Genomic DNA, 13,640 nt, shown 5'->3' with positions numbered 1-13,640 from the left:
AGAATTAAACTTCGTAATGAATTACGTGTTCACTCTTGAGACTTGGTATTCATTTATTGTCCGAAGACATTAAGAATCCATGTCACTTTGAGTGCCCACACAGATTGTCTGATAAATTGTTAAAGAGCAGTGCCGCTTCGTTTTTCGCTGCGGCGCGGGGTGTGCATATTACGCTTTCCCGCTGCAGAGTCAAGCATTTATTTTTGCTTTTCTCTGCGAGGTTCTCACCGGAACCCCGCTGACCCGGCGGCTTGCTTGCCGTTGTTCCGTGTCAGTGGAGGCGCATTATAGGGAGTAATTCTGAGGTGACAAGGGGAAATGCAAAAAAAGTTTTCAACCGTCTCTTTTTTCAACAATGCGGCGAGGAATGTCGCAAAAAACCGCCGTTTTGCCGTTTTAACCGACGAAACGGGGCGCCTGGTGGCATACTGTTAGAGTAGAGGAAAGAAAGGAACGGCATTTATGTCTTTAAGCGCACAGCAACTGGCGGCACAAAAGAACATCTCCTGGGTACTGGCCGAAAAGCTCGCCCAAAAAATACTGACTGGCGAATATCAGCCGGAAAGCATTCTTCCCGGCGAAATGGAGTTGGGGGAGCAGTTCGGCGTAAGCCGTACCGCCGTCCGCGAAGCGGTGAAGACGCTTACTGCAAAAGGCATGCTGCTGCCCCGCCCTCGCATTGGCACCCGGGTCATGCCGCGCAGCAGCTGGAATTTCCTTGATAAGGAACTGCTCTCCTGGTGGCTAACAGAAGATAACTTCGAAGAGGTGGTGAGCCACTTTCTCGTCATGCGCAGCAGCCTGGAGCCACAGGCCTGCTTTCTCGCCGCCGCCAACGGCACCGCCGGGCAAAAAGCGCAGCTCAATACATTAATGGAAGAGATGATTGCTCTGAAACGCCATTTTCAGCGCGATCGCTGGATTGCAGTCGATATGGCCTGGCATGAACATATCTATGAAATGAGCGGTAATCCTTTCCTCAGCTCATTCGCTTCTTTATTTCATTCGGTCTATCACACTTACTTCACATCAATTACGCAAAATGAAGTGGTGAAGCTCGATCTCCACCAGACGATTGTCGATGCCATTCTCAACAGTGATGCGCCGGGCGCCTTACTTGCCTGCCAGGCGCTGCTAAACGCCCCCCACCACGTAAATCAATAACAAGGATTTGGCATGAGCGGAAAAAAAGGGCGCAGCATGGCCGGCCTGCCGTGGATTGCGGCGATGGCCTTCTTTATGCAGGCGCTGGATGCCACCATTCTTAACACTGCCCTCCCGGCTATCGCCCACAGCCTGAATCGTTCCCCGTTAGCAATGCAGTCGGCCATCATCAGTTATACGCTGACGGTGGCGATGCTGATCCCGGTCAGCGGCTGGCTGGCCGATCGCTTCGGCACGCGTCGGGTCTTTATCATCGCCGTTAGCCTGTTTACTCTCGGCTCCCTCGCCTGCGCGCTCTCCAGTTCATTAACGGAACTGGTCATTTTTCGCGTCATTCAGGGGATCGGCGGGGCGATGATGATGCCGGTGGCGAGGCTGGCCCTCCTGCGCGCCTATCCGCGCAGCGAACTGCTGCCGGTTCTGAACTTTGTCACCATGCCAGGACTGGTGGGACCGATTCTGGGTCCGGTGCTCGGCGGGGTATTTGTTACCTGGGCCAGCTGGCATTGGATTTTCCTGATAAACATTCCCATCGGCGTGATCGGCATTCTGTACGCCCGTAAATACATGCCAAATTTCACAACGCCGCGCCGACGCTTCGATATAACCGGTTTCCTGTTATTTGGCTTAAGCCTGGTGTTATTTTCCAGCGGTATTGAACTGTTTGGCGAAAAAATTGTGGCGACATGGCTGGCGCTGGCGGTGATCGCCGTCAGTCTGATATTGCTCCTGGCCTATGTCCGTCACGCGCGCCGCCATCCTGCGCCGCTTATCTCGCTCTCTTTATTTAAGACCCATACGTTCTCGGTTGGCATTGCCGGCAACCTTGCCACGCGGTTGGGTACGGGTTGCGTGCCGTTTCTGATGCCGCTCATGCTACAGGTTGGCTTCGGCTATCCGGCCATTATCGCCGGCTGTATGATCGCCCCCACCGCTATCGGCTCGATTATTGCGAAATCTACCGTTACCCAGGTGCTGCGCTGGTTTGGCTATCGTAAGACCCTGGTGGGGATCACCGTGTTTATTGGCCTTATGATTGCCCAGTTCTCGCTGCAGTCGCCAGAAATGCCGCTGTGGATGCTTCTTCTGCCGCTGTTCGTGCTGGGGATGGCGATGTCCACGCAGTTTACCGCCATGAATACCATTACCCTGGCCGATCTGACGGATGACAATGCCAGCAGCGGCAACAGCCTGCTGGCCGTCACCCAGCAGCTTTCCATCAGTCTCGGGGTGGCCATCAGCGCTGCGGTGCTGCGCTTCTATGAAGGTTTTGACAGCGCCAGCACCGTAGAGCAGTTTCACTACACCTTTATTACCATGGGCGTGATAACCATCGTGTCGGCGCTGATGTTTATGCTGTTAAGAGCGAAGGATGGCCGCAACCTGATTAGCGAGCGGCACAAACGCTAAGCGGAACCGCGGACCACCAGCTCCGGGGTTAACTGTACGCGCTGCTGTTTTTGCTGCGGGTCGGCCATGCGATGGATCAGCACGTCGATGGCCAGTTCCCCCAGCTCATCTTTTGGCTGATGAATGGTGGTCAACGGCGGCGTCATATAGCGAGCCAGTTCAATATCATCGTAACCCACCAGCGCCATATCCTGCGGGATCTGCAGCCCGGCCTGGTATAACGCCTGATAAGCGCCAACCGCCATGGCATCGTTACCGACAAACACCGCCTGCGGCCGCTGCGGCAACGCCAGCAGCCGCTGCATCGCGCTAAACCCGCCGCCAAACTCAAAATCGCTGGTCACCACATATCCCTCGGCTACGGGCAGACCGCAGCGCGCCATCGCAGCATGGTAACCTTCAAGGCGCAGACGCGCCGGGGTTTTATCCAGCGGGCCGGCAATGCAGGCGATGTGTGAATACCCTTGATCGATCAGGTACTGGGTCGCCATATCACCACCGAGCAGCGAGTTATCCTGAATCAGATCGCTATCGCCATCAAACGGCGCCCAGTCCATCATGACCGTCGGAACCGACGGATAGCGCTGCATAATTTCCGGAGAGGGTTGGTGGGTCTCAGTGCACAGCAGCAGTAATCCATCGACGCGTTTTTGCATTAACGTCTCCAGATTACGATTCATTCGCTGCTCATCACCTTCCGTATTACAGAGTACGAGACTATAACCCCGCTCAAAGCAGCTGCGCTCCACGCCCCGCACCAGCTCCGAATAAAACGGATTGGTACTGGCGGTGATCAGCATGCCGATGGTGCGGGTTTGATTAAGCTTGAGGCTACGCGCCAGCGCAGAGGGGGCGTAGTTAAGGCTTTTGATCGCGGCGTCGACTTTGGCGGTGATCGCCTCGCTGACAAAGCGGTCTTTATTGATGACGTGTGACACCGTCGATGTGGAAACGCCCGCTACGCGGGCCACATCTTTCATCGTAGCCAAGCATTACCCCTGTTGCGCTAAAAATTCATCGATCTCTGTGCGCCACGGCACGGAAGGCTGCGCGCCTTTGCGGGTCACGGCAATCGCCGCCGCGGCATGTGCAAAGCGGATCGCCTCCGGCAGATCGGTTCCTTCCAGCAGCGCGGTTACCAGCGCGCCGTTGAAGGTGTCGCCAGCGGCGATAGTATCAATAGCCTGCACACGAAACCCTGGGATCCGGCGGCTTTCGCCTTCGGCACTGAGCCAGACGCCGCGGCTGCCGAGGGTGATCATCACCGTACCAATGCCTTTGGCATGCAGCACGTCGGCGGCTTTTGCCGCATCCTCGTCACTCTCAACGCGAATACCCGTCAGCTTTTCCGCTTCGGTTTCGTTGGGGGTAATGATATCCACCAGCGCCAGCAGTTCATCGGGCAGTTCACGCGCTGGCGCGGGATTAAGCACCACGGTGGTCTGATGGTGATGGGCGATTTTCGCCGCCGCCAGCACGCTCTCCAGCGGTGACTCGAGCTGCATCAACAACGCCTGCGCGCTGGCGATCCGCGCTTTTTCCGCCTCTACCTGAGCGACGGATAATGCCGCATTGGCGCCGGCATGAATACCGATGACATTCTCACCTTCGGCGTTAACGAAGATTAACGCCACGCCGGTTGCTTCCCCGGCGACCGCGCGCACAGGCGCCACATCGATTTTATCGCTTGCCAGCTGGCGGCGGATGCGTTCACCGATGTCGTCATCGCCGGTACAGGCGATAAACGCGATATCCGCCCCGCTGCGCCCGGCGGCCACTGCCTGGTTGGCCCCTTTCCCCCCGAACGCCAGCTGGTAGTGGTTGCCGGTGACGGTTTCACCCGGTGTCGGGAAAGCGTCAAGGTTGAGAATGTGATCGGCATTGATGCTGCCAAGGACGACAAGTTTGCCTGCAGTTTTCATCGTTTCTGTTCCCGGGAAAGCGCGCCACCGGGATCCGGTGGCGCATGCCCTGCTTTTCTTTTTTATATTGTCCCTCGGACCGTTGCCAGTCCGAATCGCATATTACTGCTTAACGACCAGCTTCAGCTCAACCGGGTAGTTAGCCTCCACTTTTTCGCCCTTCAGTACCTTATCAGCAGTCTCAACGCCTTTCGCGCCGATCTGCTCCGGCAACTGTGCGACGGTCGCCGCCAGTTTGCCACTGTTTACTGCTTTTTCGCCATCCGGAGTGCCGTCAAATCCAACCACCATCACATCGGACTTGCCTGCGGTCTGCAACGCGCGCAGGGCGCCGAGCGCCATTTCATCATTCTGCGCGAACACCGCCTGGACGTCAGGATGGGCGGTCAGCAGGTTCTGCATCACGTTCAGCCCTTTAGTACGGTCGAAATCGGCCGGCTGGCTGGCCAGAACATTGAACTTGTGCGCCGCCACAGCCTGTTTGAAGCCTTCGCCACGCTCGCGCGCCGCGGAAGTCCCGGCAATGCCCTGCAGCTCAATGACTTTCGCACTTTCACCCAGCTTTTTCGCGATGTAATCGCCCGCCATTTTTCCGCCCTGCACGTTGTCAGAGGCGATGTGGCTCACGACATCGCCTTTTGTCGCCTGACGGTCAAGGGTGATGACCGGGATTTTCGCCTGGTTCGCCATCTTCACAGCATTGCCGACGGCATCAGAGTCGGTGGGGTTGATCAGCAACAGCTTCGCGCCGCGCACCGTTAAATCCTGAACGTTAGCCAACTCTTTCGCCGGGTTGTTCTGGGAATCGAGCACCACCAGGTTGTAGCCCAGTTTGTCAGCTTCTTTTTGCGCGCCGTCTTTCAGAGACACGAAGAACGGGTTGTTGAGAGTAGAGATAACCAGAGCGATGGTGTCTTTGGCCATCGCGTTCGCGCTAACGGTCGCACTTAGCGCAACAGCAGAGACCAGGGTCGCCAGTTTTTTCATATTCATAGTTAAGATGTCCTGTAGAGTTCTTAGTTACTGCTTTTTGTTATCTACCAGTACCGCCAGCAAAATCACCACCGCTTTAACGATCATCTGGTAATAGGAAGAAACGCCTAAAAGGTTCAAACCATTATTCAGGAAGCCAAGGATCAGCGCGCCAATCAGCGTGCCGACAATGCGTCCTTTGCCGCCCGCCAGGCTGGTGCCGCCGAGCACGACTGCCGCAATGGCGTCCAGCTCATAGCCTGTCCCGGCCGTTGGCTGTGCGGAGGAGAGGCGCGCCACTTCGATAATCCCTGCCAGCGACGCCAGCATCCCGCACAACGCGTAAACGATAATTTTGACTTTATTGACGCTAATCCCGGACAGACGCGTCGCTGCCTCATTACCGCCAAGGGCATAGATATAACGGCCCAGGCGAGTATGGTGCAGCATGTACCAGGCCGCCAGGAAGACAATCGCCATGATCCATACCGGCGTCGGGATCCCCAGCGGACGCCCGATACCAAACCAGCCGAACAGATCGGCATTATCGCTAAAGCCGGTATTGATCGGGCTGCCGTTGGTGTACACCATGGTCACGCCGCGCAGCAGCAGCATCATCACCAGGGTGGCGATGAAAGCCTGCACGCGGCCTTTCGCCACAATCACCCCGGTGACTGCGCCGATCGCCGCACCTAATGCGAGGGCAGCAGCGACCGCCACCAGCGCATTCACCTCAATGCCAACGATCGACGCCGCCACCGCGCCGGTGAGCGCCAGCAGGGAACCGACGGACAGGTCGATCCCCGAGGTCAGTATGACCAACGTCATCCCTACCGCCATAATGGCGTTAACGGAGGTCTGCTGCAGAATATTGAACAGGTTATTGACGGTAAAAAAGTTGGGGCTCATGGTCGATACCACCGCGATCAGCACCAGCAGGGCAATCAGCGATTTTTGCTCCATCAGCCACGCTTTCGTGAAATAACGGCGACCAGAAACAGCCTGGGTTGTCATCTTTCTTACTCCTGATTCACACGGTTAAGCTTGCCCACAGCGGCAGCCATCAATACTTCCTGGGTGGCCTGCTCGCGTGTGAATTCACCGCCGAGATGCCCTTCATGCATCACTATGATGCGATCGCTCATGCCCAACACTTCCGGCATCTCGGAGGAGACCAGAATGATGCTCAGGCCATCGGCTTTGAACTGATTGATGAGCTGGTAGATCTCTTTCTTCGCCCCGACGTCGACGCCACGGGTCGGCTCATCGAGGATCAGGACCTTCGGCCGGGTCATCAGCCCGCGGGCGATGGCGACCTTTTGCTGGTTGCCGCCGGAGAGCAGGCCGATCGCCTGCTCCATGGACGGCGTTTTCACGTTAAACAGCCGGATGAAATCACTGACCGCCTGCTGTTCATCTTTATGCTTGAGGCTTCCTCCCGTCCGGCTAAAGTAGCGCAAGGCGGTCAGGGACATATTTTCTTTTACCGACATCCCGAGCACTAAGCCATCGCGCTTACGGTCTTCGGATATATAGACAATGCCGTTCGCCAGGCCATCCTGTGGCGAACGGGTCACCACTTCGTGACCGTCGAGCGTCACAGAGCCGCTGCTGCGCGGCAGCGCGCCATACAACACTTTCATCAGCTCGGTCCGCCCGGCGCCCATCAGCCCGGCGACGCCGAGGATTTCCCCCTGGCGCAGGGTAAAGGTCACGTTTTCCACGCCCGGGCCGCAGAGATTATCGACTTTCAGACGCACCGCGCCCGGCGCCTTAGCCAGATGCGGATACTGATCTTCCAGCTTCCGGCCAACCATCATTTCGATCAGACGGTCTTCATCCAGCGAGGAGACCTCGCGTTCGGCGATAAACTGCCCGTCGCGGAACACGGTCACGTCGTCGCAAATCTCGAAGATCTCTTTCATGCGGTGGGAGATGTAGACGATGCCGCGCCCCTGCGATTTTAGTTCGCGGATCACGCGGAACAGCGATTCGGTTTCGGTATCGGTCAGCGCGTCGGTCGGTTCATCCATAATGATGACCTTCGACTCGAAGCTTAGCACTTTGGCGATCTCCACCATTTGCTGATCGCCAATCGACAGATCGCCCACCAGCTTCTGGCTGGTAAAACGGAGATTCAGCTTCGCCAGCAGCTTGTCGGCTTCGGCATACATCCGCTTCCAGTCGATTTTGCCAAAGCGGTTAACGAACTCGCGGCCAAGGAAGATGTTCTCGGCGATCGTCAACTGCGGGATCAGGTTCAGTTCCTGATGGATAATGCCGATCCCGGCTTCCTGGGAAGATTTTGGGCCGTTAAAGGTGGTCTCTTTACCGAGCCATAATAAAGCGCCGGCGTCACGGGTATAGATCCCAGTCAGCACTTTCATCATGGTGGATTTACCGGCGCCGTTCTCACCCACCAGCGCCATCACCCGGCCAGGATAGACATTCAGCGAGGCGCCGGAGAGCGCCTTGACGCCAGGGAACGCTTTATCGATCCCTTTCAGTTGCAATAAGGCTTCCATGACGGCGACCTCAGAACGTAACGCCGGCACAGAGAATGATATTCGCGAACGGGGAACACTCCCCGCTGCGAATTACCGCCTGACTGTCTGCGGTTTGTTTTTTGAACTGCTCATGACTGGTGTAACGAATTTCAATGGTATTTCCCTGGTGCTGCTGCAGCTGCTCAAGATGGTTGAGCAACGTCGCGTGGAGCTGCGGATTATGCGTCTTAATTTCCTCCGCGATGACAGCCGCTTCAACCTGCATTTCCGTCGTCACCACTTCCAGAACCTGCATAAATGAAGGTACGCCCTGGGTTAACGCCATATCGATGCGCGCGCTGCTGCGGGGAACCGGCAATCCGGCATCGCAGACCACCAGCGTATCGGTGTGACCCAGGCGGGAGATGACCGCGGAAATATCAGCGTTAAGTACGGTGCCTTTTTTCATTTTTTCTCTTTTGCTCCACTAGCGAAACGTTTCGCTACAATAATTATTATCAATGTGTGAGCAGAAAACCATCACCAGAAGAGAGAAATGTGATCGCCATCGAAACGTTTCGCGAGACAGCGACAGGACATGACAAACGGAGTGAAAAACAAAAAGCCCTTCGCAACGGAAGGGCTTTTTGACATCAGATTTCGACCTGAGTACCGAGCTCGATAACCCGGTTTGGCGGGATTTCAAACTGATCCGGCGCGCGCAGGGCGTTACGCTGCAACAGCAGATAAAGCTTGCCGCGCAGACGCAGATACCACGGCCGTTTGCCGATAATCAACGACTCATGGGACATAAAGAACGAGGTCTCCATCATCCGGCAGCTGAGGCCTTCCAGGCCACAGCGATGGAACACCTCTTCGACATTTGGCGTTTCCCGCCAGCCGTAGCTGGCCACCACCCGCCAGAATGAGGGCGACAGCTGCTCAATCTGCACCCGGCGAACGTTATGCACGTAAGGCGCGTCCTCGGTGCGCAGGGTCAGGAGGATCACTCGCTCATGCAGCACCTTGTTGTGCTTCAGATTATGCAGCAGGGCAAACGGGATCACGTTCAGGGCGCGGGACATATACACCGCGGTACCCGGGACGCGTACCGGCGGCGATTTCTCCAGTGAAGAGATCATCGCTTCCAGCGAGTTGCCGTGCTCGTGCATCCGACGCAGCAGGCGGAAGCGCTCGCTCTTCCAGGTGGTCATCACCGTAAACATCACCAGACCCAGGGATAACGGCAGCCAGCCGCCGGAGACAATCTTATCGAGGTTCGCCGAGAACAGCGGAACATCAATGCACAGGAAGGCCACCAGCATCAGCCCAACGAACAGCTTATTCCAGTGCCAGTTTTTGCGCGCCACCGTTGCCGAAAGGATGGAGGTCAGCACCATGGTGCCCGTTACCGCGATACCGTACGCCGCCGCCAGGTTAGAGGAGTGCTCGAAGCTGACGATGACGATCACTACCGAGACATACAGCAGCCAGTTAATAAACGGGATATAGATCTGCCCGGACTCCATTTCCGAGGTGTGGATGATGCGCATCGGCGACAGATAGCCCAGACGCACCGCCTGACGGGTTAAGGAGAAGACCCCGGAGATCACCGCCTGCGAGGCGATAACCGTCGCCAGCGTGGCGATAATCAGCATCGGGATCAGCGCCCACTCCGGCGCCAGCAGGAAGAACGGGTTTTTAATCGCTTCCGGATGCTTAAGCAGCAATGCCCCCTGGCCAAAATAGTTCAGCACCAGCGAAGGCAGTACGACGGAGAACCAGGCGACGCGGATCGGCAGTTTGCCGAAGTGCCCCATATCGGCGTACAGCGCTTCCACCCCGGTAATCGACAGCACCACCGCGCCAAGCGCAATAAAGGAAACGGTCTTGTACTGTAGGAAGAAGTGCACCGCCCAGTAGGGGTTCAGCGCCTGCAGAACTTCCGGGTTAGCGTAAATGCTTCGCGCGCCAAGCACCGCCAGCAACAGGAACCAGATCAGCATAATCGGCGCAAACAGCTTGCCGACCATCCCGGTCCCGTGCTTCTGGATCATAAACAGCAGGGTAAGCACGATAATGGAGATCGGCACAATCCAGCTATCGAGCTGCGGGGCGATAATTTCTAACCCCTCTATCGCCGACATGACCGAAATCGCCGGGGTTATCACCACTTCGCCATAGAAGAAACTGCCGCCGATCAGGCCGAGGATCACCAGCACAGAGGTCATCCGCGCCGAGGTATTGCGTCCGGCCAGTGACATCAGCGTTAAGATCCCGCCTTCCCCGGCGTTATCCGCCCGCATCACGAAGGTGATGTATTTAATCGATACGGTAAAGATTAACAGCCAGAAAATCAGCGACAAAAAGCCAAAAACGGCATCGCGCTCAACGCCAAAGCCAAACTGACCTGACAGGCATTCACGCAGGGTATACAGTGGACTGGTACCGATATCACCGTACACCACGCCGATGGCCGCCAGCGTTAACGCCGGCAACGATTGTTTATTATCAGTGCTCATAGACTAGTCTTTTCGTTTATAAAACAAATGTGTGCCTAGTCCCTTGGCCCACAAAAAGCGCACAGTATGCACGATTATTTGTGAAATCGTACCCCTAACAGACACCATATTAACCTGGCTCAAAAAAAATAAATCGATTCTTCAGGCTATTACCGCCCCTGCTCTAACATCTATACTCGTCCCAATAACGATACATGACAAAGCACGCAACTCAATTATGGCTCAAACACATTTACTGGCTGAAAGAATTTCCCGACTCAGCGCGGCACTCGAAAAAGGACTCTTTGAACGCAGCCACGCGATACGCCTGTGCCTGCTGGCGGCGCTCAGCGGCGAGAGCGTATTTTTGCTCGGTCCGCCGGGGATCGCCAAAAGCCTGATTGCCCGCCGCCTCAAGTTCGCCTTCCAGCAGGCGCGCGCTTTTGAATACCTGATGACCCGCTTTTCCACCCCGGAAGAGGTTTTTGGCCCACTGTCCATTCAGGCGCTGAAAGATGAAGGGCGCTACGAGCGTTTAACCGCCGGCTACCTGCCGGAAGCAGAAATCGTGTTCCTCGATGAAATATGGAAAGCGGGTCCGGCTATCCTCAACACCCTGCTGACGGCGATTAACGAACGTCACTTCCGCAATGGCGCTCACGAAGAGAAAATCCCGATGCGCCTGCTGGTGGCCGCCTCGAACGAACTCCCCGAAGCCGACAGCAGCCTGGAAGCGCTGTATGACCGAATGCTGATCCGTCTGTGGCTTGATAAAGTGCAGGATAAAGGAAATTTCCGTTCGATGCTGGTCAGCCAGCAGGATGAAAACAGCAATCCGGTGCCCAGCGCGCTGCAGGTAAGCGACGAGGAGTTTACGCAATGGCAGCAGCAGATCGGCAATATCAAACTACCGGACGCGGTGTTTGAGCTGATATTCCAGCTGCGCCAGCAGCTGGATGCCCTGCCAAACGCGCCGTACGTTTCAGATCGCCGCTGGAAAAAGGCCATTCGCCTGCTGCAGGCCAGCGCCTTCTTCAGCGGCCGCGACAGCATCGCGCCGATAGATCTTATCCTGCTGAAAGATTGTCTGTGGCACAACGTCGAGAGCATGCACCTGATGTCGCAGCAGCTGGAAACGCTGATGACCTGCCACGCCTGGCAGCAGCAGGCAATGCTGACGCGGCTCGGGGCGATTGTGCAGCGACGCATTCAGATCCAACAGCAGCAAAGTGACAAAACGGCGCTAAAGGTCACCCGCCTTGGCGGCATGTTTAGCCGCAAGCCGCACTATGAGCTGCCGGCGGAGATCCAGGGATCCACCCTGACCCTGCTGCTGCAGCAGCCGCTCAAACTTCACGATATGGAAGTGATCCACATTACTTTTGAGCGCGAGGCGTTAGCCAGCTGGCTGGAAAAAGGCGGCGAGATCCGCGGCAAGCTCAACGGGATCGGCTTTGCCCAACTGCTCAATATGGATGTCGACACCAGCCAGCATCTGGTCGTTCGCGACGTCAGCCTGCAGGGCTCACGCCTCGCGCTGCCCGGCAGCGCGTCGCAGGAGAACATGCCGGCGGAAATTCGCCAGCAGCTGGAGGCGCTGGACGATGAGTGGCACCAGCAACATAACCGCTTCAGCGAGCAGCAGAAGTGCCTGTTTATCCCGGTCGAGTGGCTGGGAAGAATCGAAGCCAGCCTGCAGGACGTCGGCGCGCAGATTAAACAGGCGAAACAGCCATGACGCTGGATATGCTGAATGTCATGCTGGCAGTCAGCGAAGAGGGAATGATCGAGGAGATGCTGCTGGCGCTGCTGGCCTCTCCGCAGCTGGCGGTTTTCTTTGAGAAATTTCCCCGCCTGAAAAACATCATCGCGGCGGATATTCCGCGCTGGCGGGAAGCCGTTCGCGCCCGCTTAAAAGAGGTTAACATCCCGCCGGATCTGGACGCCGAAGTACAAACCTATCAGCAGGCTCAACTGCTCTCTACCTCACAGTTTATCGTCCAGCTACCGCAGATCCTCGGCAAGCTGCACCAGCTCCAGTCCCCTTTTGCCGCCCAGGCGCAGAAGCTGGTGGACGACAATGCTACCTTTACCCCGGCGCTGCATACGCTGTTTTTACAGCGCTGGCGCCTGAGCCTGGTGGTGCAAGCCACCAGCCTTAACCAGCAGTTGCTGGATGAGGAGCGCGATCAGTTGCTCAGTGAGGTCCAGGAACGAATGACACTCAGCGGTCAGCTCGATCCGGTGCTGGCGGAGAATGACACCGCCGCCGGACGCCTGTGGGATATGAGTGCCGGCGAACTGAAACGTGGCGACTATCAGCTGATCGTGCGCTATGGCGATTTTCTTAACCAGCAGCCGGAGCTGCTGCAGCTGGCGGAACAGCTAGGGCGTTCACGGGAAGCGAAATCCGTGCCGAAGAAAGACGCGCCGATGGAGACCTTCCGTAGCCTGGTGCGCGAGCCAGCGACGGTGCCGGAACAGGTCGACGGCCTCCAGCAGAGCGATGACATTCTGCGCCTGCTGCCGCCGGAGCTGGCGACGCTCGGCATCACGGAGCTGGAGTTTGAATTTTATCGCAAGCTGGTGGAGAAACAGCTCCTGACTTACCGGCTGCACGGTGACGCCTGGCGCGAAAAAATCACCGAACGCCCGGTGACGCGGCAGGATTTTGATGAACAGCCTCGCGGGCCCTTTATTGTCTGCGTCGATACGTCAGGATCGATGGGCGGTTTTAACGAGCAGTACGCCAAAGCCTTTTGTCTGGCCCTGATGCGCGTCGCGCTGGCGGATAACCGCCGCTGCTTTATTATGCTGTTCTCCAGCGAAGTGGTGCACTACGAACTGACCTGCGAGGGCGGCCTGGAGCAGGCGATCCGCTTTCTGAGCCAGCGCTTTCGCGGCGGCACCGATCTGGCCAGCTGTTTTCGCGCCATTATTGAACGTCTGCAAAACCCGCAGTGGGTGGATGCGGACGCCGTGGTGATCTCCGACTTTATTGCCCAGCGGTTGCCGGATGAGGTGATTGCGCAGGTGGGGGAGCTACAGCGAAAGCATCAGCACCGTTTTCACGCGGTGGCGATGTCGGTACACGGCAAACCCGGCATCATGCGCATCTTCGATCATATCTGGCGCTTTGATACCGGGTTGCGTAGCCGCCTGCTGCGACGCTGGCGGCGCTAATC

General features: G+C 56.9%; 11 protein-coding genes. 4 read left to right on the top strand and 7 right to left on the bottom strand.

What is annotated here, in order from left to right:
• The first annotated feature begins 462 nt into the window (after window positions 1–462).
• Both ABLU50_RS24535 and mdtD read left to right on the top strand, forming a co-directional pair.
• Complete coding sequence (locus ABLU50_RS24535) at window positions 463–1,164, top strand: FadR/GntR family transcriptional regulator (protein WP_087832637.1); 702 nt, start codon at window positions 463–465, stop codon at window positions 1,162–1,164.
• Between the two features lie 12 nt (window positions 1,165–1,176).
• Complete coding sequence (gene mdtD, locus ABLU50_RS24530) at window positions 1,177–2,574, top strand: multidrug transporter subunit MdtD (protein ID WP_004202328.1); 1,398 nt, start codon at window positions 1,177–1,179, stop codon at window positions 2,572–2,574.
• Here mdtD and rbsR read toward each other — a convergent pair.
• The 7 genes from rbsR to kup form a co-directional block, all read right to left on the bottom strand.
• Window positions 2,571–3,563, bottom strand: coding sequence for a ribose operon transcriptional repressor RbsR (gene rbsR, locus ABLU50_RS24525; RefSeq protein ID WP_004202326.1), 993 nt, complete (start codon window positions 3,561–3,563; stop codon window positions 2,571–2,573). The two genes, mdtD and rbsR, sit on opposite strands and share 4 nt — an antisense overlap.
• A gap of 3 nt (window positions 3,564–3,566) precedes the next feature.
• Window positions 3,567–4,496, bottom strand: a complete 930-nt coding sequence (gene rbsK / locus ABLU50_RS24520) for a ribokinase (protein ID WP_087832636.1) — start codon at window positions 4,494–4,496, stop codon at window positions 3,567–3,569.
• Window positions 4,497–4,598: 102 nt separating this feature from the next.
• Window positions 4,599–5,489 (bottom strand): ribose ABC transporter substrate-binding protein RbsB, encoded by an 891-nt coding sequence (rbsB, locus tag ABLU50_RS24515; protein WP_004202323.1) that lies wholly within the window; start codon window positions 5,487–5,489, stop codon window positions 4,599–4,601.
• Between the two features lie 27 nt (window positions 5,490–5,516).
• Window positions 5,517–6,482 (bottom strand): ribose ABC transporter permease, encoded by a 966-nt coding sequence (gene rbsC / locus ABLU50_RS24510; RefSeq protein WP_004202322.1) that lies wholly within the window; start codon window positions 6,480–6,482, stop codon window positions 5,517–5,519.
• A gap of 5 nt (window positions 6,483–6,487) precedes the next feature.
• Window positions 6,488–7,993: a ribose ABC transporter ATP-binding protein RbsA gene (gene rbsA, locus ABLU50_RS24505; RefSeq protein ID WP_004202321.1), complete on the bottom strand. Its 1,506-nt coding sequence runs from the start codon at window positions 7,991–7,993 to the stop codon at window positions 6,488–6,490.
• Between the two features lie 10 nt (window positions 7,994–8,003).
• A complete protein-coding gene (gene rbsD, locus ABLU50_RS24500; RefSeq protein ID WP_004202320.1) occupies window positions 8,004–8,423 on the bottom strand; it encodes a D-ribose pyranase in 420 nt (139 codons plus the stop codon).
• Between the two features lie 184 nt (window positions 8,424–8,607).
• The gene (gene kup, locus ABLU50_RS24495; protein WP_004202319.1) at window positions 8,608–10,476 is read right to left on the bottom strand and encodes a low affinity potassium transporter Kup; all 1,869 of its coding nucleotides are present in this window, start codon (window positions 10,474–10,476) and stop codon (window positions 8,608–8,610) included.
• 217 nt (window positions 10,477–10,693) lie between these two features.
• Here kup and ravA point away from each other — a divergent pair, with 217 nt between their 5' ends.
• Both ravA and viaA read left to right on the top strand, forming a co-directional pair.
• Window positions 10,694–12,193, top strand: coding sequence for an ATPase RavA (gene ravA, locus ABLU50_RS24490; RefSeq protein WP_004202318.1), 1,500 nt, complete (start codon window positions 10,694–10,696; stop codon window positions 12,191–12,193).
• Complete coding sequence (viaA, locus tag ABLU50_RS24485) at window positions 12,190–13,638, top strand: ATPase RavA stimulator ViaA (protein ID WP_348864946.1); 1,449 nt, start codon at window positions 12,190–12,192, stop codon at window positions 13,636–13,638. Before ravA ends, viaA begins: the two co-directional genes overlap by 4 nt.
• Window positions 13,639–13,640 lie beyond the last annotated feature (2 nt).

The organism is Klebsiella sp. GG_Kp173, from assembly GCF_040062415.1.
GTDB classification, from domain to species: domain Bacteria; phylum Pseudomonadota; class Gammaproteobacteria; order Enterobacterales; family Enterobacteriaceae; genus Klebsiella; species Klebsiella quasipneumoniae.
The sequence above is the reverse complement of the archived record's forward strand: the minus strand, read 5'-3'. Positions and strand labels throughout refer to the sequence as shown.

Coding starts and splice junctions, on each gene's coding strand:
- mdtD (WP_004202328.1), top strand. CDS start 1,177: ATGAGCGGAAAAAAAGGGCGCAGCATGGCCGGCCTGCCGTGGATTGCG.
- rbsA (WP_004202321.1), bottom strand. CDS start 7,993: ATGGAAGCCTTATTGCAACTGAAAGGGATCGATAAAGCGTTCCCTGGC.
- ABLU50_RS24535 (WP_087832637.1), top strand. CDS start 463: ATGTCTTTAAGCGCACAGCAACTGGCGGCACAAAAGAACATCTCCTGG.
- ravA (WP_004202318.1), top strand. CDS start 10,694: ATGGCTCAAACACATTTACTGGCTGAAAGAATTTCCCGACTCAGCGCG.
- rbsB (WP_004202323.1), bottom strand. CDS start 5,489: ATGAATATGAAAAAACTGGCGACCCTGGTCTCTGCTGTTGCGCTAAGT.
- rbsK (WP_087832636.1), bottom strand. CDS start 4,496: ATGAAAACTGCAGGCAAACTTGTCGTCCTTGGCAGCATCAATGCCGAT.
- rbsD (WP_004202320.1), bottom strand. CDS start 8,423: ATGAAAAAAGGCACCGTACTTAACGCTGATATTTCCGCGGTCATCTCC.
- kup (WP_004202319.1), bottom strand. CDS start 10,476: ATGAGCACTGATAATAAACAATCGTTGCCGGCGTTAACGCTGGCGGCC.
- viaA (WP_348864946.1), top strand. CDS start 12,190: ATGACGCTGGATATGCTGAATGTCATGCTGGCAGTCAGCGAAGAGGGA.
- rbsC (WP_004202322.1), bottom strand. CDS start 6,482: ATGACAACCCAGGCTGTTTCTGGTCGCCGTTATTTCACGAAAGCGTGG.